We start from the raw sequence: 23193 nt of genomic DNA, 5'->3' as shown, positions 1-23193 counted from the left end.
TGCCGGCGACCTCTCGCGTTACGCGTAACGCTCCGCTTACTTGGCCCGCCCCGTGCGGGCTTTCTTTTGGAAAAAATCCATGACCCCCCGATTCCGCATTGTTGCCGACGGCAACGACATCACGGCGCTGTTGAATGACCGGCTGATTCAGTTGAGTGTCACCGACAAGGTCGGCATGGAGTCCGACGAATTCGAACTGCGCATTGACGATCGCGACGGGCTGGTGACGTTGCCGCGCAAGGGCGTGGGGATTGAGGTCTATCTGGGCTACCTTGAGACGTCGCTGGCGCGGCTGGGCCGCTACGTGGTCGACGAAGTCACGGTGTCCGGCCCGCCGGATACCATCGTGATCAAGGGCAAGGCCAGCGACATGCGCGGCAGTGGCAAGACCACCCGTAGCGGGAGCTGGGAAGACGTGCCGCTGTCGAAGATCGTGGCCGACGTCGCCGCGCGCAATGGCTGGGCGCCAGTGTGCCCAGTCAATACGAAGGTGGCGCGGGCCGATCAGCTCAATGAATCCGACTTCAATTTCATCACGCGCCTGGCTAAGCAGTACGACTGCACGGCGAAAGTCGCCGACGGCAAGTTGCTGGTGATGCCGCGTCAGGGCGGGCAGAGCGCAAGCGGCAAGGCATTCGCACCGATCGTTATCACGCGCCGCGACGTCAGCCGCTGGCAGTTCCACCTGGGCGATCGCGACTCGCACAAGACGGTCGGGGCCAAGCATCAGGACAAGAAGACCGGCAAGCTCGCCGTGGTGTCGCTGGAGAACGACGACGCTCCGGCCGGCCTGCCGGCGGTGCATACCGATCGGCACATTCATCCGAACAAGACGGCGGCCGAAGCAGCGGCCAAGGCACGCTTGGCGGCGTTCAACCGTTCCACCGCCGGCGTGCGCTTGGAAATGCCCGGCCGTACAGACCTGTTTGCCGAACGGCCAATCGTTGCCCAGGGCTTCAAGGTCGGACTCGATGGCGACTATCTGGCCGAATCGGTGGAGCAGACCTACACCCAAGCCGGCTGGTCGACCACCGTTGAATGCAACGGTGGCAAGAATGGCAAGGCCAGCGCCAAGGGCAAGAAAAAGAAGAAGGAGGCGAAGCCGGTCAAAGTCGTGTCCCTGAAGTAACGCGAAAACGAATCCATAGCCGCCGAGTGCGGTTTTTTTATGCCTGGAGTTTGTATGTCCTTAACCGAGAAACAGCTGCAACTCATCATGCCGAACGCCCGCCGCCAAGCGGGCGTTTTTGTATCCGCCCTGAATACCGCGATGGCCCACCGGCTAATCAACACACCGAAGCGGCAGGCCGCATTCCTGGCGCAGCTCGGCCATGAGTCGGGTCAGCTGCAGTACGTCCGGGAGCTGGGCGGCGATCAGTACCTGAGTAAATACGACACCGGCAAACTGGCCGAAAAACTGGGCAACACCCCGGAAGCGGACGGGGATGGCCAGCGCTATCGCGGTCGCGGCCTGATCCAGGTGACCGGCCGCAACAACTACCTGCGGTGCAGCCTGGCCTTGTTCGGCGACGAGCGATTGCTGCGCACCCCGGAGCTGCTCGAGCTGCCGCAATGGGCTGCTGAGTCGGCCGCTTGGTTCTGGTGGGTGCGCGAGCTGAACGCTTTAGCGGATCGGGATGAGTTCGAGGCGATTACCCGCAAGATCAACGGCGGCCTCAATGGCCTGGCAGATCGGCTGCAATTGTGGGAGCGGACGAGGGCGGTGCTATGCGTCTCGTCGACCTGATCCCGGCGCCGTATCGGCTGCTGGCCATCGGTGTGCTGCTGACCGCATTTGCGGGTGGGTCTGCCACCGTGGCCTGGCAGGTGCAGGACTGGCGCTACGGCCGGCAGCTGGAGCAGCAAGCCCGTCTGCAGACTGAAACTCTCAACCAACTGACCCTGGCCGCTGCCGCGCAGCAACAAGCCGAGCAGGCCAAACGTCTGGCCCTGGAGCAGCGGCTCTCAGCCAGTGAACAAACCCATTACCGAGTTCTGAGCGATGCCCAACGTGATCAAGGTCGCCTGCGCGACCGCCTTGCCACTGCTGATCTGCGCCTGTCAGTCCTACTCGACGCCACCGCTGCAGCCAGTGGCCACACAGTGTCAGCCACCACCGCAACCGGCGGCATGGTTCATGGCACCACAAGAGCCCAACTTGACCCGGCGCATGCTCAACGAATTATCGGCATCATCGACGACGGTGACAGGGGATTGATAGCGCTCGCGGCGTGTCAGGCCTACGTCAAAGAGGTTTCAACATCGAAGTAAAAGGGCCGGTCTGTCTGAGTGCGACAACAATCAGCTCGACCGCCGGCCCTGCAGATTCATCTCTACACTTTGAAGCCCTGTAAGTCATTGGCAAGGCAGTAGTCTTTGATTGTCTGCACTACGCCCTCTGGTGAGTCATCCGCCCCATCTTCTGGATAGAACAACAAATCGCTACCTGCTGGATGAGGTACGAGCTTGTTGAAGTGTTCTACCAGCTCGCCTCGACCCTCTTCTGTGTCCGCATCGTCGATAGCTTCAATCAGGGCTTTGAATTCCTGTTCGGTGTACTCGGCAAGATTGCTCTTCAATTCCATTATTCAACCCCTCTGTGTATGTCGATATGGCGCCTTGGAGTAACAGCCCGCAAATTGTCGGAATCGTACACGGCGCCACCGTCCTTGATTAACTCTACGTGATGCAGCTCGAATGCAATTCGCTTCCCTGCATGCTCGATTTTGGGGGCCGCAGGAGCCAGGCCCTTTGCCATACCGGACAGATTGCGTGAACTGAATTGCTTGCTCAGCTCTGCGTCATTCGCTACAGCGATCCAGAACGCTTTCCTGAAGGCATCAAAGCTGCTGAATTCCTGCCCCAGGAGCTGATTGGCAATCTGCGAGGGCACAGAGGCTCCGAGTCCTGTACCGGCTCCAGCAAGCCAAATGCCCGTCAGGTCTTCACCTTGTCCCGTAGCAACACCCGGTGAGTTCCTGACACTCATCACAATGTACAGCGGCTGCACACCCGAGTCAGCCGGGAACACAAGGATGAAATCCTTGTATTCCGGCGGGTAAATCGGGTTGACGATGATGTTATCTGCCTGTTCGGTAGGCGGATAAATCCAGATATGAGGGGCTTGTGGTGCGCCCTCTAATGGGGGAATGCCTGAGGTGCTGGATGGGTCAACAGCTGGCGTCCATATCAGGGTTATCCCGTCACCGAAGTCGGCCACCTGCCGAGAGCCCTGTGCCTTGAACTGGACTACAGGAATCATTTCCCAGTCGCGGCGCTTCTGGGTGTTGTACCCGTACCCCTTCAACGTGCCGTCTGCTTGTTGCTCGACATGCAATCGAACACGAGTGCGGCCTTCCTTGAGTGATTTGAGCTGCTCTTCTGTGTACAGGGAGCTGTCGCCCAAGCTCGACGGCCACAGTAGCGCAACCACTCCCGCCAACGCTCCAGCAGCAACCCCCGCAGTAACTACACCAGCACCACCCGTTGTGGCAGTCCCGGTGCTTACCCCTGCAACCGCAGCCCCAGCGGTGCAGAGACCGCCACAAGACGCCCCGGCAGTAGCAACAGTCGTTCCGCCTAGTAGGAGGGTTCCCAGTGCTGTGGGTAACGCGTTACCGCTGATTTTCTTGAGAGGGATGTTCCCCTCTGTATCCGCTTCACGACCACCCAGGAGGGAGAATTCACCGTACTCGCTGACAGCATCCGTGGGGATCGATCCACCAGGACTGACGTAGTTAATGGTCCCGTCGGGCAGCTTGCAGGGTTTGGTAAAGGTACAGCCAGCCGCATTGGGTTTCGCGCCTGCCTTCGGTGGAAGGTCTTTGTATTCCGCCCAGCGTTGAGCACCAATATCTACAGGTTCAACGCCCTTGTTGCGGTAGCCCTTCGGTGGGTTGGGTACATAACCACTCATGCAGCATCCTTGTTCGTCCTTGGGGAAATCCCAGCTTGAGGCAGGGACAGAATGACGTTACCGGGAAGCTCAGGCGCTGGCTGTAGGACTTATCCTAAAAGCTGAGCTCCGCTTTCCCTGTGTTCCATGTCACTACTGGGGGGCGAATGGTAACCGCTCTAGCACGAGGGTTTGAATGGTGGCATTTTGAGGTTGCTACAGCCACGGCAATCATTACAAGCGATGGCTTCTGGCTGAGCGTCGGCAGCGGATCACTTACGAGGGGTGGCGTCGTCGTCGGCCGAATGTGTGACGCCGGCATGAGACCGTCCGGGGCTTCATTGAGCTGGCTTGTCTCCAAGGCGTGCACCGGGAATTCAGAAAACCGACATGCGGTGTACATGGTTCGTCACTTCATGTATAGAATCCGTCCCCTTTTATGATCATACGGACATGAATCAGCCAGCCGTGATAATGAATCACCATGAGGCTCTTATCCTTGAAGCTGCTCTGCTTCATGCCAAGGCCAATAAAAAGCAGATTGCTAAAGAATTTACCAATCCTGCCGTTTATAGGTCTGAGAAGAAGCCCGTGTCTGTATTTATGGCTGGTTGCGCTGGTGCTGGAAAAACCGAGGCGGCTATTGAGCTGATCGCATCCTTCGGTACTCCAACGATGCGAATCGATCCTGATGAGCTGCGAAGCCATTTTGAAAGCTACAACGGGACCAATTCTTGGCTTTTTCAGCATCCCGTATCTATATTGGTTGATAAGATTCACGACAATGCTCTTGAGCAATGCCAGTCCTTTGTTATGGATGGCACGCTCTGCAATTTCGGCAGAGCTGACCACAATATTTCAAGGTCTCTCAAGCGCGATAGGAATTGCGTCATTATTTTTGTCTATCAGAAACCTGAGCTTGCATGGAAATTTGTAGAAGCTCGGGAAAAGATCGAAGGTCGAAGAATTGCTGCTGAAATCTTTGTTGAGCAGTTTTTCGTTACCGCGCAGGTCGTTAATGACCTAAAAAAGAAATATGGCAAGAAAATCAGGGTTGACATCCTGATAAAAAATACTGATGGCTCTCCAAAGACTGAGGAGCAGAACGTAGACAAAATTGAAGATAACCTCCACGATGCGTATGACCGTGAAGGTTTATTGAAGCTAATCAGAGCTGGGGTATAGCAATGAGCAAAGCAAAAGTGGCAGCTTCCACACCTTTTTCGGACTTCTTCCGTAACGCGCCAGCTGAGCAGACAAAGCGCGTTTATCAGTCAGTGTTGCAGCGCTCCACAGAGCGTCAGCTCAAAGTGTTAGCAGCTGCAGCTCAAGCACGCTGAGAAAGAGAACGATAAAAAAAGCCGCTTAACGCGGCTTTTTTTATGCAGCATTAGATGTGAGAAACGGGGAGGATCAGTTCCGCGCCCTGGTTTTTTACATTCCCAACGGCCTGCGGCCTCGAACCACTCAAACACTTCAGTGGGCTCTCCCTCAAGCATCACCATCTGCTCCGTCCGTTCCTTGGGTATTGTCGGGTCGAGCCATTCCCTGGGATGAATCATTTAGGTTGAGGTGTTCGTCGGCACGGACGTTGCGCAAAACCTACTCTGGAGACCCCGGTTTATCGTTTGCATAAACACAAAAAAGCGGATGATTTGTCCCTGTGAAAAGGTGTAATATCCTTTTAATATCAATAGCTTACACGTCTACAAGCCCCAGCATGGGGTGCTAGGGGTCGAGTGTTCGAATCACTCCGTCCCGACCATATTTTTCAATGATTTAGGCCAATGTTCACAGCATTGGCCTTTTTCATGCGCGTGACATTTGCGTGATTTCTCGAGTTCTCACGTCTGCTTCCTTTTCAGAATCGTCAGCGCTAGTGCGCGCGAATCGGTTACTGATACCTTATTCGCAGCTTCAATCAGTTGGTCCAGCTCTGCGGCCGAGTAGTGACTGGTGATGCTGCCGTTCTTGTGTCCGAGCAATGCCTTTCGATCCTCTTCGGTCATGCCTGCTGCCCACAGCCTTCTGTCAAAGGTGTGCTTCAGGTCGTGAACCTGGATCTTGGTGAACGGTTCCTGTGCCCGGTGTTGGGTGATGAGCTCTCCGTGTTCAGGTAGAAGTGAACGCCGTCTAGGTGCGCTTGCAGGACTGTTTTAGCCATTGCGCACCTCGTTTCCTGTTTGGGCGATGTGTTCGCGCCAGATGGAGACAACACAACGTCTTGCGGAAGCTCTGACAATGCTAAAGAGACACCCTCAAGACATAGCGTCAGCGACTGCTGCTGATATCGAGCGGTCCATCCAGGCGCTGAACAAAATGGCCGAACGTATATGGGGGGATGGTCGAGAAGCCGAAGCGAAAGCCTCCTCGATGCTTTGGATGCGTTAAATCGGGCATTGGATCGAATCAGGATTGGCGAAAGTCGCAGGGCTTCAACTCTCCACTGAGCCGATCCATTAAAACTCATTTTATTGTGTGCATGCACACTGTTTGGGATATGGAAATTCTATGAAAACCACTAAGTCTGTGTTCGTCGCCTCGTGCTTTATTGCCATATCGCTTCTGAGCGGCTGCGCGGCCTCAGTGAAAAGCGGCGGTACCGAAACGCTTGCTATTCCTGAGTCAGCCAAACACAACCTGGTCGTAAAATTCCAAGGCAACAGCAAGGTTCAACAGAACGAGGACTGGCCTCGTTTGAAGCAAGAGTGGAGTGAAGCTCTGCACAACGAAGCAACCCGTGCCGGCTATAGTCTTGCTGAAGCACAAGCTTTAAGCCCCGCTGACAAAGACGGCGTAGGCATCAAGATCAACGTAACTAACTTTCGATACCTCACTCCAGGCGCTCGCTATGGTGCTGGCGTGATGGTCGGTAATGCTTGGGTTAACTCGAGTGCGGACTATTCAGATCTGAAGTCGGGACGCCTGATCGGTACCCGGACATATGACACTTCTTCGTCTGCTTGGGAGGGAGTCATGTCGGCCATGACTAAGGAGCAGGTGGAAGCCATCGCTCAGCAAATCATCAGCGATATCAAGAGCGCCAAAGCTAGGTAATCTGATGTTCTTGGCGAGTGCTGGAGACTGGCATGAGGTTGACCAACTGCCCTGCTGAAGTTGTCAGGTGTTGATCTGATGCAGCTATCGAAAGCTGGGCAGGCGAACGGCTAAGGAGCTTCTGAAGATCGTAGCAAGCCTCCAAGAGTCGAGGATCGGCTGGTCGGTTACGCTGATGAGGTGAAGGCGGGAAGGATTGTGCGTGCGAAAGACGCCGTAGAGCAAGCTCCAATAATAGAGAATGCCTGATTATCAGTACGCAACTCAAACAAATACTACCTCCTCCCTCTCCCTATAAATGCAAGTATCTGCTTGCATTTATAGGGGCGATGGCTATATTGCATGCTCAAACATCATTTGAGTTCCCAGCAATGGCCGACGAAAAGACCAAAAAACCAGCAAGCGGCAAAGCTAAAGGCGGTGAGGCTCGTGCGAAATCGTTAACTGCTGAACGCAGACAGGAGATCGCAAGAAATGCGGCTCTTGCAAAGGCTGAGATTGCAAAACTTCCTAGAGCAACTCACGGATCTTCCGAACATCCTTTGAAAATTGGAGATGCGGAAATTTCGTGTTATGTACTTGACAATGGAACGCGCGTGCTTTCTCAGAGGGGGTTGATTTCTGGCTTGGGGATGAGTCGAGGAACCAGCACCCAAGGTGGCGATCGAATGGTCACTTTTCTGGACTCAAAAGGTGTGAAGCCCTTTGTTTCTGAGGGCTTGATGGCGGCGATCAAAGAGCCAATCAGATTCTTATCCGGCACTACGGGTGGCGTTGTGACGTTTGGATACCCTGCAACAGTACTCGCAGATATTTGTGAAGCGGTATTGGCCGCAAGAAAAAGTGATGCACTTCATTACCAACAAGCACACATTGCAGCTCAATGTGAAATCCTCGTTAGAGGATTTGCACGCATTGGTATTATTGCACTGGTCGACGAAGCGACCGGCTATCAAAAAGATCGTGCGAAAGATGCTCTCGCCCAAATCTTAGAAGCCTTTGTAGCGAAAGAACTGCAGCCTTACGTACGTACATTTCCCGCAGAGTATTACGAACAGCTTTTCCGCCTGAGAGGTCTCCAATACCCTCCGGAGAACGCTAAGTATCGCCCTCAATATTTCGGAACCCTAACCAACGACATTGTTTACAAACGTCTTGCTCCGAGCTTGCTCACCGAGCTCAAAAATCAGAATGCCAAGGCCGAAAAGAAAGGAAAACTCTTTCAAAGACTGACTCCTGATATGGGCCACCCAAAGCTGCGCGAGCACTTAGCATCTTCTGTGACGATTATGAAGCTAAGCAGGGACTACCAGGATTTCATCGAGAAATTGAACACAATCCACCCTCGTTATGGCGAAACATTGGCTCTGGAACTGGAAGAAAACGATAAGTAATTGGAGAGATGCCCGGCCTAGCGCCGGGCTTTTTCGTATCTGCAACATGCTTTTCACCAAGCACTCACAGAACGGAGCGCAGATTGAACGGACAAAAGGATTTGACCCCATACAGAGAGCCCGCAACACGCGGGCTTTTTGTTGTCTGATCTCTCTCGGCTTAAGCTTCAGAGCTGATCTGGTTGGACAAAGGAAGGGCTACCACGATCTCGTTCATCGTTGCCTTGTCTCGTTCAAAGTAGGCTGCGCCGGCGTGTGTCATCGCTAGCTGATGCTCCCCAATCTCGACGACGTCCACCAATGCAAAGAGCGAGATCAGGTCTAGCCCTTCGGCTCTACCAATCTCTGTCTCTGGCGACTCATCCTCCTCATCCAACATGACAGCAAACTCTCTGGCTTCTTCTTGCGTGCGGAATAGCTCCAGTATTTCCGTCGACCAAGTTTTATAGCGATCCCGATGCATCACGGTCTCTGGGGACCCTGAGCTAACGAGATAATAGGCATGCCTGTTTGCGAGAGCTTGAGCGTCTGGATGGTTGGGCCCGCGCCGAATTATCCAGGCACCGTTAGGGCCCTTCCGGCTGATATGCGGGATGAGCGCGTACTGCTTGATGGTCGGTTCATCGTCGAACGGGTTGTATGGCAAGGCAGGGCGCCCCAGGAGTAGAGCTGTGGCCCCGCATCCTAACGTTACGCGATAGCTGTCTGAGGAGTCCCAGACTCCAAAGCGTTCGTGCTTTGTCATCAGTCGAATTATCGCGGGTATCAGCACCTGGGATTTCTTCGCCATCATGGGGGCGATCCGAAGGAGCTTTCTATCCCGCTCGCTGATCTCTTCTGTCGGTGCCGGCTCGAGGTCTGCCGCGGTGATCTCTATAAACTCCCATTCGAGAATTCCACGTTTCTCCAACGCAACTAATTCCTGAAGGCGTTCAGGCTCCATGTAGAGCTGTTCTGGTCGTAAGGGGATCGAGTCAGTCTCTCGTTCCGCGCGGCTGGCGCTGGGATCCGGCGTTATCAAATCAATAGCAGCTCTCCAATCACAGCCAGGTCCGGTCCAGATCTGAACCGCGCTCGTGAACACGACGCCAGACGTGCTGCTCTCCGGTGTCCCAAAGTAATAGCTAACGTACTGAGGCGTGCCGAAGAAAGTCCTGGTCATGGTCCGAGGCGAGGGATGCTGTCCTTCAACGACCCTGTACTCAAGAACAAGGTCCAAGTCTCCGCAAATCATCGCGCCTCGGGCATACGAGCCAACCACCCACAGCGAGGTGATCTCGACCTGGGATGTTGCTGCTTTGCTGAAGAAGTCTTTGTGAGCGATGGTGCGGGTCGATGCCTCGTCCAGCCTCTGGCAGATCTGCTCCAGCTTCTTGGTGAACGACTCGCGGGGGGAGCGCTTTTCGAGTACGGCCATGTTCTCACCTCTACAAGGGGCGCCCGGGGAGGGTTTGTAGCTTGACCGTATCATTCCGAGTAGCCAGTTCACCATTAGCAGACGATACAGCCGTTCCACATCCCGGGTTATGCAGCTAAAGTGAGACGGCATCTAGCCATCACTGATGGCAATGGAGCAGAGTCTGATCATTTTTTTGAGCTCCTCAGTCGGTGCCGTATCCAACAATTGAACAGGGATTTGTCATGAAAAGAGTTGCGGGTGTTCTATTTGCAATCCTCCTAAGCTCTCACGCCGGCGCAGAAACGAAACCGGTTACGGTTAGCCCGTTCCAGCAAGGGTTTATCGATGTGGTCAAAGACTACGCAGCACAGTACGAGCAGGCACCCAACGAACTAAAGAAGTCAGCTCTCGTGAAGAAGCGCTTGGAAGCTATTTCAAAGCTGCCAGGGAAATCGAACAAGGTTGATGGTTGGTATGGGACGGTCGAAAAAATGGGTACCACCGGCGACGGTGATGCGTATCTAATCATTCACCCAATGACAGACGATATGACTTTGGGTACTTGGAACAACAGTTTTTCTGATACCGGCTCGAAGACTCTTATCAAAAGCGGATCGCCTTTGTATGACGCGATAGCAGAGTTGGAGGAAGATGATCTGGTGGTGTTCTCCGGCGCCATCGGCAAGCCAAAAAACATGACAGAGAATGGAACGATGACTGATCCTGATTTTCTCTTCAAGTTTACCAAGGTGCAGAAAGTCCAGTGAGCCTCGCTGCAGCAACTCCTCGCCCGGCTCAGCGCCGGGCTTTCTACTGGGCTTGTAGTAGGAGGTAATCTGCATCACCTCCTCACACTGACGCTCTCCAGGCGTACCGCTTGATCACTGCTTCATTTTCAGCCGCGTGCGGGGCGGGTCGCCGACATGAGCGAGCATTCTGCCTGTGACCCTGAACGCCCTGTCCCATGGCATAGCGTCAGCCCTCAATCCTTCTCCGGGCATTTGAAGTTCCAGGAATAAATCTTCATTTCTTTAATCTTTTCGCCGACAGTTCCCACACCAAGGCAGGTTTCATTCTTGATGTAATTGAAGCTGCAGTACCGGACGCCCTCCGTGCAAGATTCGATCTCTTTGAAACCATTTCTCATGATGATGTTCTCGACCCCAAACTCACCTGAATAGGTTGGGTTCGGCTTCCAGCCATTTTGAATTAATGCTTTTCTGGCTTTTAAAAAGGGCATCCCCTCTTTTATAGGGACGTCTGTTGCGTTGGCAAAAAAACTGGCGCAGCAAAAAAGGCTGATGAGGAATGTTTGCAGCTTCATTTAACAGTACCACCAAAGTTTTTATATATTTTTTCTACTTCGCCGTACTCAGTATATGGTTGGCCCGATGGTTTTCCTTTGATTGGCCGATTCGCCAAGCCAGGGCCCATGGGTAAGGCTTCCCATTTTTTTGAGGCTTTTTCCACTGCAACTTTTAAGTCGCCATTGATTAATGGTTCGATTGCGTTCACGTTGCGCAGCAGTTCAACTGCAATCAAATCCTGTGTTCCTGGTGTGAAGTCGGATAATCCCATTGCTTTAACGCAGAGCTCCGCCCATGTGGCTTTCGTAACTTGATACCTTCCGGACGCTGTCGTTGAACCGCCATAACCTGCTCCGGGGTGGGTAGACTCATCACTGAATGTCCACTTTCCGGTTTTCCAGCCCTGTGCCCAACCATATCCAAATTTTGCGTGATAATCGCCACCTTCGACTTGTGCGAGGGTATCCAAAAAGGCTTTCACATTTTTGTTTTTTAGAAACTCAGCATTCTCGGCCCGTCTTACCTGTTGCTTGGCGTCCAGAGATACAGTTTTTGGGGTGGAGTCTTTAACGGGTGTCACCGTTCTTGTGGCTACGGGAGACATTTTTCTGCCATTCTTGCTAACCACTTCAGCCATGATGAAAGTCACCAGTAGAGATTTTGACGCTCTCTGTTTGTCCCTCTGGGGAAACAGAAATAATGAAATTTGTTCTTTGGTCTGGGGAGGATTGTGTGCAGTCGGTTGTATGAAGAGCATCCGCGGCCATGTCTTAGTCCTCGAGAAACAGTTTGATTGTTTCGGGCAGGTGCGAACTCACTACATGCGTATACCCCATCGGATCACTTACACCGTGTTCCATGCTGCCGTCAGCGCGCTGGATGGCGTAATCAAGATTGGGTAGAGGCTCGCCCGAGTCTTGGTCAACTAGTCTGAACTTGTCGCTGAAGTGCACAGGCATCGGCAGTAGGCCGCTGAAAGGGGCGGGTACGAAGGTGTCGCCAATAATGACCGTGCCGGATCCAGCCGTAACCACGCTGCCGTGGCTACCGGTGCTGCCTTGAGTCGCGGCATTCAGCCCATTGATGAGAACCGTAGCGCTGACGCCACCCGTGATCGGGCTACCACATGCGGACTTGTCGGTCATACGAGCGGCGGCAAGGCTATCGAAGTTCACATTGGGGGAGCCGCTGGCAATCGGATTTGTGCCATGTCCCGGAAGTGGGCAACTGGTGGGGTCTGTCACTCGGGCAGCAGGTTTGCCACTCATGGGAAGTTCCTTTTCAAGGTTTCAAATGGGGTAATAGTGGTCGATGGGCGAGTCGGAAAAGCGCCAGCACTCATCTGTGGGGTTGAACAGCGCTCGGTGGTTTTCGTGCGTGGGGCGGCAGGCCAACAACGTCTGCCAGGCGATTTCGACGCAGTTGTCCATGGCCTGAATGGAATAGCCATCAAGCTGGTTGAGCCAGGCGTTGTAATTGGGCATGCCAACGCTGCGGAAGGCGTCGATCAGTATCTCGGCGACTTCTTCGCCCCAGTGGATGAAGCGCCCCGGGCTCCAGGGGCCTGTCTGGACATGGATAAACCAGCCCAAGCTTGGCAAGTCACCATTGGCGAGTCGTAACGTGCCGTGCTGCGAGGAAAAACCACAGGTAATGTGGACGGTCAGCCAGCCCTGGTGTTGCTGGATAAATCCAGTGGGGTCGAATTGCGCCAGCGGTACGACGTGATAGCCCGTGCCGGGCATAGACCTGACGACCAACTCAGCGTCCAGTCTGGAAATGAAGGCCTGGATCGCCTTGCCTTCGCCGGACATCGTGCAAAGAATTTCAACCGGTGTGCTCGCAGGTATGTCGCTGAACCCGAGGATGCGAACTAACCCATAAAGACGTAATGAGGTTTTCAGGCCGCTGGGATGATGCGAGGTATCGAGCGTGCAGGCGCAGGGGGCAGGCACGTCCATAGGTGAAGAGCGCATCCAATTTTACCGTCCATGTAAATTTGCGTCGCGAAGGATGCCCCAGGCAGAAACTGCGTACAACAATATTTACAATGTTTAAGTTGACAGCTGATTACGTGAGCCATAGTGCCATAGTTAGTCACGGTATGGCTTCGATTGCAGTGGGCACCGTCCCCAATGACTGGTCCGTATAGCTTTTTGGCGCCCCTGCAAGCATGGGTGTTTTACCCTCACAGAACGGCTGGTTCTGGATGAATTTTTCGAATGTGATACCAATTCGGTATTTGTCCCGCCCCAGCTTGTTAATTGAGTTGCTTCTGTCCGTAGGCGGACACTCGATGATGGGTTTGGCACCGTCAGATGTCGATGCTCACACGGCGTAACGGTGGGCGAGCTTATTGACTCATCTGATCCATCATGAGTGCAGATGGGATGAGTAAGGTGTTGGTGTAATAGGCTTTATAGCCATACGCCGTTATGCGGACCTTGCAAGGAATTTCTGTTTGGGCTGCAATTAGCAGCTTGATTACGTCATAGCTATTTAGATCAAGTTGGGTTCCATCACGATTGGTATGATAAAAAACAAGATCTGCTAGAAAGGTATGGTTGGTTTTGTTTTTTCTCTCTGAGGTCACTCGTCCCTCTGCTTTCACGTTGATGGAGTGATCCACCGAGAAGTCCAAGTCATTGTCCAGAGAGCAGGTCAACATCGGCGTTAACTGGTTGGCGTTTTCGTATGTGTTGAAGGCGTTCAGTAAATCGATGTTTGACGTGAAGATGATTGTGTAAAGATTATTTGGCCCAAGCCCAAAAGACGACAGGGTCAGGTCGGTTGGCGGGATGCCGGCTGTTTTTGCGCAAGCGGTGCATAGGAGTGTCGATGCGTAAATGAGGCTGCGATGTAGGGTCATTGGTCAAAAATACATCGCTAGTCCTCTACTTGCATAGGTAGGTCCGCCCCGACATGCAACTCTACGGGTGCAGAGTGTCTGTATACGGATCGGGTGACACTGATTTTGAGAATATTCCCCGTGGCGATGGTATGCACCCTCGCCACAGGGCACGACGATTACTCCTTCAATTCGACGTGATCCAGTGCCTGGTTCACCGCCAGTTCACCGAGCATGACCACTTGCGCAATGCCCAGCAGGGTCTTGCGATGTGAGGTTTCCAGCAGCGCCGCGAAATTGTTGAGCATGACGGTAGCCGAACCGAGTGTTTCGCTGGCGTTGGCCAGCAGGGATTCGGTGTTGTACTTCGGGTTGGCGAGGTACATGGGCTCGGGTTCGTTGGCCGTGGCCATGATCTGGGCGGCCGGGTTGAGGTAGTGGTCGAGGGCGCGTTCGGCGGCTTCGTGGAGCTTTTTTGAATCGAGGGATTCGTAGGGGGATGTCGGGTCTGTGGCAGGCGGATTGGGTGTAGGTTTGAACATGGATGAAACTCCTGATGCGAGTTTATTTAAATGGGAGCCATCACATTCGCTACCAAACGAATTAGGGTGATGGCCATACGCGGGTTGGTAGACCGGTCGCATCAGGAACCCGGCGCCCTCGAAAGAGCCCCGCGCATGGCCACCATAATAGGTGATGCCGTGCGCCGTGATACGAACGGGCTACCAAACCCGATCACTGTTTTTCAGTGACCGGGAAACGATAAAAGCCGCAGCCAAAGCGCACAAGCCGGCGGATTCTGGCGCAGGCGTAGGCAACGACGCAAGGCGTTGTAGCCTCGATGAAGTAACACCGGGTGTACTTAAACACGCAGCTAAACATCCAGGGTAAGGCGAGCGGATATACAGAGCTACGGCCTGCCTACGCACCAGGCTGGTAATATTCAGCAACTGCCGCCGCATAGGTGGCAACGGGTATCATTAGGCAGAACGGTGTTCCCGGCACATCAGACCACCACATTCCCTTACTACGACGAAAGAGCTAAATCCCCATGAAAATGACTGTTAGCTGCACGTTTCAGATTACTGGCTGGGACGAGAAGCCGTCTCAAGAACTTGAGGGCACTCCGAAACTCTCACACGCCAAAGTCACGCAGTCCTATTCTGGCGCCATCGAGGGAACAAGTAGCGTCGAATACCTCATGTCTTATAGCGTCGACGGCACAGCTAGCTTTGTTGGTTTTGAGCGGATTTGTGGTGTGGTAGCAGGTAAGAGCGGAACATTTGTTGTTCGGCATTCGGGATCATTTTCGGAGGGAAAGGCACGCAGCACTTGGAGTGTCGTGAAGGGGGCAGGCACGGGGGATCTAGTCAATCTTAGCGGTAATGGTAACTACGTTGCTGGTCATGGTGAGCCGGCACAAGTGTCATTTGAATATTCGTTTGAACCTGACAGCTAAAGTGTATTGGCTGGACGCATCCACTCTGGCACAGCGATGCGATTATGGGTGGGGGGTGTCCATCCCATTGCTTACGAAAGATCAGCCTTAAAGTCGTCAGCCTCATAATCACAGAAACCCTGCGAGGCTGGAATTCCAGCCCCGCAGCGCCAAGACATTGATCCTATTTTTGGCTGAGCGCCGCTATCGATACTCCCGAAGCGACGAAGGTGAGTCCTGCCCCTACGTTCAGGCCATTTACCAGCCGTGGGCTCTGACGCAAAAAACGGGACAGTACAGTGGCAAATACGCCCATAAGCGCGAATCCCACTGCCGTAAGTACAGCGAACCATATGCCGTACACCAGCATCTGCACGCTCACTGAGCCGCGTTGTGGGTCGACGAACTGCGGGATGAACGCAAGGACGAAAAACCCAGGCTTCGGATTGAGTGCTGCCGAGAGTAATCCCGTGAGGAAAATGCTCGGCAGTGATTGCCGAGTCGCTGGCTGGAAGCTGATCAGGCTACGGGAGCGTAGGACTTTTATGCCAAGCCAAAGCAAATAACCGGCACCGATAAGCTTGACGACCCAGAAGGCAACTGCGGACGTCTGCATCAGCAAAGTCAGTCCTAGCGAAGCGGTTGCCACATGAAAGAGAATTCCCGCCCCGGATGCCATCCCCGACACGATAGCGGCGATCTTGCCTTGGCTGAGTCCTCGGCCTACGGCCAGCAGATTGTCCGGGCCTGGGGCGAGCACCAATAGTAAGCACGCGGCAGTATAGGCAAGCCAGATATTGATCGGAAACACGGCATTCTCCTTAAGCCTCACCGAGGCATCCATCCTCACGTAGCGCCAGAATGTGCCCGTACCAGGCTGCAAAGTCAAAGCCACTGCATTGGAGAGTAACTTCAACCGCCGATTGACTCGTGCGTCTTAATGCAGAGTCGCAATCCTTCGACTTTCTCCAATCCTGATCCGGTCAAGCGCCCGGTTTAGTGCGTCCAAGGCATCAAGGAGGGCCTTCGCCTCAGCTTCCCGGCCATCCCCCCAAAGGCGTTCTGCCATTTTGTTCAGGGCCTGGATGGAGCGCTCAATTTCAGCAGCTGTCGCCGCTTTGCTTTCCGGTTGTTTCTTCGGCATTGAGTAACCTTTCTGCAGGGCAGTACTTGCCTTCAGTTTCTAGCCCAAGAGTATCGGCCACCAGGGACAACTACCCCTCGCCAGATATCACTTCTTCGACGATTTGCTGCTGGCAGGAATATGCAAATAAGACATCACGCTCTCGGTCAGCTCGGTCGCCAGCTTGACCGCTTCTTTATTACGCGCCATCACACCCGCCACCAAACCTTCAATCAAGGCGAGTACGGCGATGTTGGAGCTGGTCATTACCGGATGGTCGGCAGGGGCAAACAGCACGTGTTCGGCAATGCTGGTGAGCGGCGATGCGGGTGAGTCGGTGATTGCCAGCACCGAGGCGCCGCGTTCATTGGCGAAGCGGGCGAGTTGCAGGGTGTCGAGGGAATAGCGCGGCAGGGAGATCGCCAGCAACACATCCTGATCGGTGATGGCGGCCAGGCGGTAAGCGGCATTTTCGTTGCCGCCCTCCATGCTGATGGCGGTGGCGTCGGCACAGAAGGGCATCAGGGTCGAGGCGGCGAGGCCGGCGAAGTAGACGCTGTTGCCAAAGCCCAGGATGTAAATTTTGCGCGCTTCGATCAGGCGGGTGACGAACGCTTCAAAGGTGTCGGCGTGGTTGTTGGTGGCTGCCGTGGCGAGGTTGCTGGTGGCGCTCTGGATTTGCTCATGCAGGCCAAATGCACCGCCAGGACGATGCGCCAGTTCGTTGCGCAGTTTGTCGACCGGCGACACCATCTGCTGCAACGTCGCGACCAGCTCGGCCTTCATGCCGGTGTAGCCACCCAGGTTCAGTGCCTTGGCCAGACGATTGACCGCGGCCGGCGAGGTGGAGGTTTCATGGGCCATTTCTTCGATGGTCAGCGTCGCGGCCCTTAGCGGGTGACGCAGGATAAAATCCGCCACCTTGCGCAGTGAAGGCTGTAGATCGGAAACGATTTCCGCCAGTTTACGCATCACCGGCGCGGCATAGACCGTGGTGTCTTTCGAAGGGGTCGGCATGTCCGGCTCTACAGTTCCTGAGGGTTGGAGATGGGGCAGGCGCATAACCTGTAGGAGCGAGGCTTGCCCGCGAAGAACGATAACGCGCAATGCCTGAAAAACCGCGGTGTTCGCTTCGCGGGCAAGCCTCGCTCCTACGGGGTTTTGCGCGGGGGCATAAGTTGGCTGGAGTGTATGATTATTTCAAGCTGCCGGCCAGAAACTGCCGAAGCCGCTCGGACTGTGGATTGACCAGCACTTCACGCGGATTGCCGCGCTCTTCGACCAGGCCCTTGTGCAGGAACACCAGCTGGTTCGAGACCTCGCGGGCAAAGCCCATTTCGTGGGTCACGACCACCATGGTGCGGCCTTCGAGTGCGAGGTCCTGCATGACTTTCAGCACTTCGCCGACCAGCTCGGGGTCGAGGGCCGAGGTCGGTTCATCGAACAGCATCACTTCCGGCTCCATGGCCAGCGCCCGGGCAATCGCCACCCGCTGTTGCTCACCACCCGACATATGCGCCGGCCAGGCGTCCATGCGGTGTGCCACGCCGACTTTGTTCAGGTAATGCTCGGCCTTTTCCCGCGCTTCTTTCTTGTTCATGCCCAGCACATGCACTGGGGCCTCCATGACGTTTTCAAGGGCGCTCATGTGCGACCAGAGGTTGAAATGCTGAAACACCATCGACAGTCGCGAACGCATGCGTTGTAGCTGTTTGGGCTCGGCAGCCTTGAGCCCGCCGAGTTTGTTGGTCACCAGCTTGAGCGGTTCGCCATTGAGCACGATGTTGCCGGCGTTGGGCTGTTCCAGCAGGTTGATGCAACGCAGGAAGGTGCTTTTGCCGGAACCGCTGGAGCCGATGATGCTGATCACATCACCGGCCTTCGCCTCCAGGGACACGCCCTTGAGCACTTCGTGGCTGCCGTAGCTTTTGTGAAGATCCTGAATTTCAAGTTTGTACATGGTTTCAACTCTCTGGAATCAGTCGCTGAGCAAGCGGCCTTGGCGAATAGGGCGAGTACCGGCCACTTTGGCCAGCCACAAACCGGGCTGGGCAAAGCGCAGACGTTCACGGGCATAGAGGATGCCGTCGGTGCTGGCGCGCACGATGCTGTGGCGATCGGTCAGCGGATCAATCACTTCGAACAGCGGGTCGCCGACCTTGACGCGGGCACCCAGCGGTTGCAGAAAACTCACCACGCCGGGGTGCGGCGCATAGGCGTACTGCGCGCCGGCGAATGGCGTCGCTTCACACTCGGTCGGTGGCGCGGCGGGCCAGTCACCGCTGATCAGGCCTTGCTCGGCGAGATAGCCGAGAATGGCCTGCGCGCTGTCGATGCAGGGCTCGCGTTCGGTATCGGCCATGCCGCGCAGTTCAATGGTGGTCGCCACACAGGCCAAAGAAATATCGGCTTCAGGAAAGAGTTCGGCCAGGCGCAACCAGGGAATCGCGCAGGCTTCATCAAAGGCACTGCCGCCCGCATCCTCGGCCAGCAATGCGGCGCCGGCACCCAGTCGAGCGGCCAATGAGCGCAGGCGCGGCCAGTGTTGCGGCATGGCGTAAAGCAGCATGATCGACTCGAAATCGCAGTGCAGGTCCAGCACCACATCGGCGTCACAGGCATGTGAAAGCAACAGGTGGCGCAGGCCATCGAGTTCCGAGGTCGGCGGTGGCATGTCGGCGAGAACATCGGCCATGGCGCGGCGGATCAGCCCGGTGTTGACGTCGGCGTGGGCGCCCAGTTGACCTTTCACCAGCGCCGCCACAGCTTCGGCCAGCTCTGGAAAATCACGATTGAAGTTCTTCCCGCTGGAGAACTCAAAACGACCTTGATGGGTGGCCTGGAACATCTGGGCGATACCGATCGGGTTGGCCATCGGCACCAACTCGACGACCCCATTCAGGCGACCTTGTTCTTCCAGCACGCGCAGACGCTGCTTAAGTTCAACCGCCACGCGCATCCCCGGCAGCTCGTCGGCATGCAGGGAGGCCTGGATGTAGGCCTTGCGTGGCCCGCTGCCAAAACGAAACAGCGACAGCCGTCGTTCTGTGCCCGAGGCCCCCCACGGCAACAGGTATTCAATGTGCTCCATAACAGCTCCTTAGTGCTTGCGCGGTGCCAGATAGGCCAGCCAGCGGCGCTCGGCCAGCTTGAACAGACGAACCAGGATGAAGGTCAGGGCCAGGTAGATAAGGCCGGCGGTGATGAACGCCTCGAATGGCAGATAGAACCGCGAACTGACCGTACGAGCGGCTCCGGTGATGTCGACCAGGGTGACGATCGACGCCAGGCTGGTGGTCTGCAGCATCATCAGCACTTCGTTGCTGTATTGCGGCAGTGCCCGGCGCAAGGCCGACGGCAGGAGCACGCGGCGGTACAAGGTAAAGCGCGACATGCCCATGGCCTTGGCGGCTTCGATCTCGCCGTGGGCCGTGGCCTTCAAACTGCCGGCCAGCAGTTCCGCGCTATAGGCGCTGGTATTGATCGCGAAGGCCAGGCAGGCACAAAAAGTTGCGCTGGACAGGTAAGGCCAGAGCGCGCTTTGGCGTACCGCTTCGAACTGCGCCAAGCCGTAATAGATCAGGAACAATTGCACCAGCATCGGGGTGCCGCGAATCACATAGGTGTAGAGCCAGGTGGGGAAGCTGATCAACGGCGATCGGGAGACGCGCATCAGCGCTAAAGGAATCGCCAGCACCAGGCCAACGGCCAGGGAAATCAGTAGAACTTTGAGGGTCAACAAGGCGCCATTGAGGTACAGCGGCAGGTTTTCCCAGATCAGGTTGTAGTCGAGAATCATGGCTGTGCTCCCCGTCACAGTTCGGCGGCTTTGACGCCGACCGAGTAGTGGTTTTCCAGATAGCGCAGCACCAGCAATGACACGCTGGTCAGCATCAGGTAGAGCGCGGCAACCGCGAGGAAAAACGTGAACGGCTCATGGGTAGCGTCCGCTGCGTTTTTGGCTTTGAACATCATGTCCTGCAACCCGATCACCGAGATCAGCGCGGTGGATTTGGTCAGCACCAACCAGTTGTTGGTGAACCCCGGAATGGCGAAACGAATCATCTGCGGCACCAGAATCCGCCAGAACACCTGAGCGCCGCTCATGCCATAAGCCACACCGGCTTCGGCCTGACCTTTAGGGATCGCCATAAAGGCGCCACGAAAGGTTTCCGAGAGATAGGCACCGAAAATGAAACCCATGGTGCAGACGCCGGCGATAAAGGGGTTGATGTCGATGTAGCGGGTGTAACCGAGCGCGAGGGCAATGCGGTTCACCAGATCCTGGCCGCCGTAGAAAATCAGCAGGATCAACACCAGGTCGGGAATACCGCGAATCAGGGTCGTATAGCCTTCGCCCAGCACCGCCAGCCATTTAAACGGTGACAAGCGAAAGGCGGCGCCGATCAGACCCAGGGCAATCGCCATGGTCATGGAAGTCAGGGCCAGATGAATGGTCAGCCAGGCGCCATCGAGAATGCTCGATCCGTAGCCGTGAAGCATGATGAAGTTCCTCAAGCGAGCGCCGGGAGGCGCGCGAGACAAGCCAGAAGTGGCACCCGCAAACGCCGGCGCCAGGGTTTCGGGTAACGGCTTATTCGCCGTAGATATCGAAGGCGAAGTACTTGGCCATCACTTGCTGGTACTTGCCATTGGCGCGGATGGCGTCAATCGCTGCGCTCAGGCGTGCAACGTTCGCACTGTCGCCTTTACGCACCGCGATCCCGGCGCCTCTGCCGAAGTATTTCGGGTCGTTGATGTCCGGCCCCACCAGAGCGAAACCTTTACCTATGGGGGTTTTGATAAAGCTCTCATCGGTGTTGACGATGTCGGCGAGGGTGGCGTCCAGGCGACCTGATGCCAGATCGAGGAAGGCTTCATTTTGTGAGCCGTAGCGGACCACCAGGGCGCCGGCTTGCGCCAGTTGCTCGGTGGCGAAACGGTCGTAGGTCGAGGCGCGTTGCACGCCGACTTTCTTGCCTTTGAGATCGACCAGCGGGTCGTTGATCACGCTGCCGCTCTTCATCGCGAACTTGCCTGGCGTGTGGTAGTACTTTTTGCTGAAGTCGACCGACTTCATCCGGTCTTCAGTGATCGACATCGACGACAGCACAGCGTCGATCTTGCGCACTTTGAGCGATGGGATCATGCCGTCGAATTCCTGGATGACCCACTCGCATTTGACCTTCATCTCTGCGCACAGCGCGTTGCCGATGTCGTAATCGAAACCACTGACATTGCCCTCCGGCGTCTTGAAGGAGAAGGGCGGGTAGGCGGCTTCGATGCCGATACGCAGGCTGTCCTCGTCGGCGTGCGCCAGCAAGCTTGCGGCGCACAGTGCCAGAGCACCTAGAAGTTCTGTCTTGTTCATATTGTTGACTCCTTGGATGGGGCGTTGGTGATACGGGGCTGCCGTCCGGTCTGGCGAGGTGGACTGTCCTGATGATTTGCGAGGCTATAAATGACATAAAATATTTCACAAATCAACTGTGTGAAAATAAACATATCAGTGCAGGACGACAAGCGGAGTACTCATGGGCAGTAACCGCAGCCCTGCCAGCGAGCCTTTGAATAAAAAACGGGCGCCGATCAGGGCGCCCGTTTTTTCATTCCGGTATCAAGGTATTTGTTTTGCTCATCCCTCGGCTTTCGTCGATTTGATGAGGTTGTTGCGCAGTTTCACGATCGCGTTCTGCAACTGTGCGAACTCTTCCGGTTCCAGACCCGTTGCGTGGGAAAGGCCCTTCTCGGGGCGGTCTTCGCGTAGCTGTCGACCGCTTTTCGTCAGGCTGATCCGCACCTGTCTTTCGTCCTCGGGATCACGTTGCCTCTGCAGATAACCCATCGCTTCCAGTTTTTTCAGGATCGGTGTGAGCGTGTTCGATTCGAGAAACAGCTTCTCACCCAGGCTGCCCACGGTTTGGTGGTCTTCCTCCCATAGCGCAACGATGGTGATGTATTGCGTATAGGTGAGCCCCAAGTGCTCGAGTATCGGCTTGTAGGCCTTGCCGAAGGCCAGGTTCGTGGAATAGACCGCAAAACACAGAAAGTCGGAGAGCTTCAGATCAGCGGGGACGGTCTTGTCAGTGCGTTTCATGTGCTTCCTCGTTGGCCAAAGTAGAAGGCTCGCAAAGGCAAAATATACCTCGTATACGATTGTGTCGGAATGGGGTTGGCCTTGTTATTCGCATGCGCTTAAAGCGCATGCGATATATGTGAGTAAAAAAAATGCCAATCGCGGTGCGTTAAACCGTGAGGACGTTCAGGGCCACGTCGATATTGCCGCGCGTCGCCTTCGAGTACGGGCAAATCTGATCGGCGGTGTGCGCCAGTGTCGTCGCAACGTCGTGCGCCAGCCCCGGCACGCGGAGCGTCAATCGAGCCTGAAGGAAGTACGCCGCACCGGTCTGGCCCAGATCGACTTCGATGTCGACCGACAGATCAGACGGCAGCACCACGTTCATGTCATTGGCCACCAGCCCGACAGCGGCGGTGTAACAGGCCGACCATGCACCGGCGAACAGTTGCTCGGCGGTCGGGTGTGGCTGAACAGCGGCGAACACGTGCGCCGGTTTCGCGCTTCCAGGCGACGACAGCGTGATGTCGAGGCTGCCGTTATGGCCACGCGACGTGTTGCCAGCGGCGCTGGCGGTGGTGTGAGTCTTGCCGGTCATCAGGACTTTTTCGATCTTGCTCATGGGGTGGATCCTCAACGTTTCGAATGATGTGATT

At 55.5% G+C, this 23193-nt stretch carries 28 protein-coding genes and 3 pseudogenes; 10 read left to right on the top strand and 21 right to left on the bottom strand.

Going from position 1 to position 23193, the window contains the following annotated elements; translation table 11 throughout:
- The first annotated feature begins 79 nt into the window (after positions 1 to 79).
- The 3 genes from AC07VO_RS12755 to AC07VO_RS12745 are packed head-to-tail and all read left to right on the top strand — an operon-like array spanning position 80 to position 2271.
- Positions 80 to 1129, top strand: a complete 1050-nt coding sequence (locus tag AC07VO_RS12755; protein ID WP_495007526.1) for a phage late control D family protein — start codon at positions 80 to 82, stop codon at positions 1127 to 1129.
- A 54-nt stretch (positions 1130 to 1183) separates the two neighbouring features.
- Positions 1184 to 1747 carry a glycoside hydrolase family 19 protein gene (locus AC07VO_RS12750; protein ID WP_495007525.1) on the top strand — a complete coding sequence of 188 codons (564 nt, stop codon included), beginning with the start codon at positions 1184 to 1186 and terminating at the stop codon, positions 1745 to 1747.
- Positions 1729 to 2271 (top strand): lysis protein, encoded by a 543-nt coding sequence (locus AC07VO_RS12745; RefSeq protein WP_495007524.1) that lies wholly within the window; start codon positions 1729 to 1731, stop codon positions 2269 to 2271. The genes AC07VO_RS12750 and AC07VO_RS12745 overlap by 19 nt, the downstream gene beginning before the upstream one ends.
- 62 nt (positions 2272 to 2333) lie before the next feature.
- On the opposite strand, the gene AC07VO_RS12740 is transcribed toward AC07VO_RS12745, so the two are convergent.
- Both AC07VO_RS12740 and AC07VO_RS12735 read right to left on the bottom strand, forming a co-directional pair.
- On the bottom strand, positions 2334 to 2585 hold the full coding sequence (locus AC07VO_RS12740) for a bacteriocin immunity protein (protein WP_310398255.1): 252 nt from the start codon (positions 2583 to 2585) through the stop codon (positions 2334 to 2336).
- Entirely contained in the window at positions 2585 to 3916 is a 1332-nt protein-coding gene (locus AC07VO_RS12735; protein ID WP_310398254.1) for a pyocin-S2/colicin E7-DNase domain-containing protein, read from the bottom strand. Before AC07VO_RS12735 ends, AC07VO_RS12740 begins: the two co-directional genes overlap by 1 nt.
- Before the next feature lie 432 nt (positions 3917 to 4348).
- Here AC07VO_RS12735 and AC07VO_RS12730 point away from each other — a divergent pair, with 432 nt between their 5' ends.
- Positions 4349 to 5080, top strand: coding sequence for a zeta toxin family protein (locus AC07VO_RS12730; protein ID WP_495007523.1), 732 nt, complete (start codon positions 4349 to 4351; stop codon positions 5078 to 5080).
- A 2-nt stretch (positions 5081 to 5082) separates the two neighbouring features.
- Entirely contained in the window at positions 5083 to 5235 is a 153-nt protein-coding gene (locus tag AC07VO_RS12725) for a hypothetical protein (RefSeq protein WP_495007522.1), read from the top strand.
- A gap of 50 nt (positions 5236 to 5285) precedes the next feature.
- On the opposite strand, the pseudogene AC07VO_RS12720 reads toward AC07VO_RS12725, so the two are convergent.
- Positions 5286 to 5445, bottom strand: a pseudogene (locus tag AC07VO_RS12720) (DUF159 family protein); the annotation flags it as partial.
- Positions 5446 to 5739: 294 nt separating this feature from the next.
- Positions 5740 to 5958, bottom strand: a pseudogene (locus tag AC07VO_RS12715) (tyrosine-type recombinase/integrase); the annotation flags it as partial.
- A gap of 178 nt (positions 5959 to 6136) precedes the next feature.
- Between AC07VO_RS12715 and AC07VO_RS12710 the strand changes: the two are divergent.
- The 3 genes and pseudogenes from AC07VO_RS12710 to AC07VO_RS12700 all read left to right on the top strand — a co-directional run bounded on the left by AC07VO_RS12710 (position 6137) and on the right by AC07VO_RS12700 (position 8346).
- Positions 6137 to 6345 (top strand): annotated as a pseudogene (locus AC07VO_RS12710) (hypothetical protein).
- A 61-nt stretch (positions 6346 to 6406) separates the two neighbouring features.
- Positions 6407 to 6952 carry a DUF4410 domain-containing protein gene (locus AC07VO_RS12705; protein ID WP_192351487.1) on the top strand — a complete coding sequence of 182 codons (546 nt, stop codon included), beginning with the start codon at positions 6407 to 6409 and terminating at the stop codon, positions 6950 to 6952.
- Between the two features lie 371 nt (positions 6953 to 7323).
- Positions 7324 to 8346 carry a P63C domain-containing protein gene (locus tag AC07VO_RS12700; protein WP_192351485.1) on the top strand — a complete coding sequence of 341 codons (1023 nt, stop codon included), beginning with the start codon at positions 7324 to 7326 and terminating at the stop codon, positions 8344 to 8346.
- A 160-nt stretch (positions 8347 to 8506) separates the two neighbouring features.
- Here the strand turns inward: AC07VO_RS12700 and AC07VO_RS12695 are convergent, their stop codons facing one another.
- Positions 8507 to 9763, bottom strand: coding sequence for a hypothetical protein (locus tag AC07VO_RS12695; protein WP_192351483.1), 1257 nt, complete (start codon positions 9761 to 9763; stop codon positions 8507 to 8509).
- Positions 9764 to 9987: 224 nt separating this feature from the next.
- On the opposite strand from AC07VO_RS12695, the gene AC07VO_RS12690 reads away from it, so the two are divergent.
- On the top strand, positions 9988 to 10512 hold the full coding sequence (locus AC07VO_RS12690) for a hypothetical protein (protein ID WP_192351481.1): 525 nt from the start codon (positions 9988 to 9990) through the stop codon (positions 10510 to 10512).
- 215 nt (positions 10513 to 10727) lie between these two features.
- On the opposite strand, the gene AC07VO_RS12685 is transcribed toward AC07VO_RS12690, so the two are convergent.
- The 6 genes from AC07VO_RS12685 to AC07VO_RS12660 all read right to left on the bottom strand — a co-directional run bounded on the left by AC07VO_RS12685 (position 10728) and on the right by AC07VO_RS12660 (position 14442).
- Positions 10728 to 11069: a hypothetical protein gene (locus AC07VO_RS12685; RefSeq protein ID WP_225609277.1), complete on the bottom strand. Its 342-nt coding sequence runs from the start codon at positions 11067 to 11069 to the stop codon at positions 10728 to 10730.
- Positions 11066 to 11689 carry a lysozyme family protein gene (locus tag AC07VO_RS12680; protein ID WP_192351479.1) on the bottom strand — a complete coding sequence of 208 codons (624 nt, stop codon included), beginning with the start codon at positions 11687 to 11689 and terminating at the stop codon, positions 11066 to 11068. The genes AC07VO_RS12685 and AC07VO_RS12680 overlap by 4 nt, the downstream gene beginning before the upstream one ends.
- 133 nt (positions 11690 to 11822) lie before the next feature.
- Positions 11823 to 12320: a PAAR domain-containing protein gene (locus AC07VO_RS12675; protein ID WP_192351478.1), complete on the bottom strand. Its 498-nt coding sequence runs from the start codon at positions 12318 to 12320 to the stop codon at positions 11823 to 11825.
- Positions 12321 to 12341: 21 nt separating this feature from the next.
- Positions 12342 to 13013: a hypothetical protein gene (locus tag AC07VO_RS12670; protein WP_192379279.1), complete on the bottom strand. Its 672-nt coding sequence runs from the start codon at positions 13011 to 13013 to the stop codon at positions 12342 to 12344.
- A gap of 392 nt (positions 13014 to 13405) precedes the next feature.
- Entirely contained in the window at positions 13406 to 13921 is a 516-nt protein-coding gene (locus AC07VO_RS12665; RefSeq protein ID WP_086945282.1) for a hypothetical protein, read from the bottom strand.
- 158 nt (positions 13922 to 14079) lie between these two features.
- Entirely contained in the window at positions 14080 to 14442 is a 363-nt protein-coding gene (locus AC07VO_RS12660) for a DUF6124 family protein (RefSeq protein ID WP_102668530.1), read from the bottom strand.
- Between the two features lie 509 nt (positions 14443 to 14951).
- On the opposite strand from AC07VO_RS12660, the gene AC07VO_RS12655 reads away from it, so the two are divergent.
- The gene (locus tag AC07VO_RS12655) at positions 14952 to 15359 is read left to right on the top strand and encodes a DUF3224 domain-containing protein (RefSeq protein WP_018930269.1); all 408 of its coding nucleotides are present in this window, start codon (positions 14952 to 14954) and stop codon (positions 15357 to 15359) included.
- 163 nt (positions 15360 to 15522) lie between these two features.
- Here the strand turns inward: AC07VO_RS12655 and AC07VO_RS12650 are convergent, their stop codons facing one another.
- From AC07VO_RS12650 to AC07VO_RS12605, 10 genes are all read right to left on the bottom strand, one after another.
- Positions 15523 to 16149 (bottom strand): LysE family translocator, encoded by a 627-nt coding sequence (locus AC07VO_RS12650; RefSeq protein WP_207238826.1) that lies wholly within the window; start codon positions 16147 to 16149, stop codon positions 15523 to 15525.
- Between the two features lie 126 nt (positions 16150 to 16275).
- Complete coding sequence (locus tag AC07VO_RS12645; protein WP_192351472.1) at positions 16276 to 16482, bottom strand: hypothetical protein; 207 nt, start codon at positions 16480 to 16482, stop codon at positions 16276 to 16278.
- Between the two features lie 87 nt (positions 16483 to 16569).
- Entirely contained in the window at positions 16570 to 17478 is a 909-nt protein-coding gene (locus tag AC07VO_RS12640; protein ID WP_007940239.1) for a MurR/RpiR family transcriptional regulator, read from the bottom strand.
- Positions 17479 to 17656: 178 nt separating this feature from the next.
- Complete coding sequence (locus tag AC07VO_RS12635; RefSeq protein ID WP_192351470.1) at positions 17657 to 18421, bottom strand: ABC transporter ATP-binding protein; 765 nt, start codon at positions 18419 to 18421, stop codon at positions 17657 to 17659.
- Between the two features lie 18 nt (positions 18422 to 18439).
- Positions 18440 to 19552 carry a succinylglutamate desuccinylase/aspartoacylase family protein gene (locus AC07VO_RS12630; protein WP_192351469.1) on the bottom strand — a complete coding sequence of 371 codons (1113 nt, stop codon included), beginning with the start codon at positions 19550 to 19552 and terminating at the stop codon, positions 18440 to 18442.
- A gap of 9 nt (positions 19553 to 19561) precedes the next feature.
- On the bottom strand, positions 19562 to 20260 hold the full coding sequence (locus AC07VO_RS12625; RefSeq protein WP_192351468.1) for an ABC transporter permease: 699 nt from the start codon (positions 20258 to 20260) through the stop codon (positions 19562 to 19564).
- Positions 20261 to 20274: 14 nt separating this feature from the next.
- Positions 20275 to 20964, bottom strand: coding sequence for an ABC transporter permease (locus AC07VO_RS12620; protein ID WP_192351467.1), 690 nt, complete (start codon positions 20962 to 20964; stop codon positions 20275 to 20277).
- Positions 20965 to 21055: 91 nt separating this feature from the next.
- The gene (locus tag AC07VO_RS12615; protein WP_096480788.1) at positions 21056 to 21832 is read right to left on the bottom strand and encodes an ABC transporter substrate-binding protein; all 777 of its coding nucleotides are present in this window, start codon (positions 21830 to 21832) and stop codon (positions 21056 to 21058) included.
- Positions 21833 to 22096: 264 nt separating this feature from the next.
- Positions 22097 to 22558, bottom strand: a complete 462-nt coding sequence (locus AC07VO_RS12610) for a MarR family winged helix-turn-helix transcriptional regulator (RefSeq protein WP_192351466.1) — start codon at positions 22556 to 22558, stop codon at positions 22097 to 22099.
- A gap of 148 nt (positions 22559 to 22706) precedes the next feature.
- The gene (locus AC07VO_RS12605; RefSeq protein WP_086945290.1) at positions 22707 to 23159 is read right to left on the bottom strand and encodes an Ohr family peroxiredoxin; all 453 of its coding nucleotides are present in this window, start codon (positions 23157 to 23159) and stop codon (positions 22707 to 22709) included.
- Between the last annotated feature and the right edge of the window lie 34 nt (positions 23160 to 23193).

This window comes from Pseudomonas sp. GW821-FHT03E01, assembly GCF_059420765.1.
This window is presented reverse-complemented; position numbering and strand designations above follow the sequence as displayed.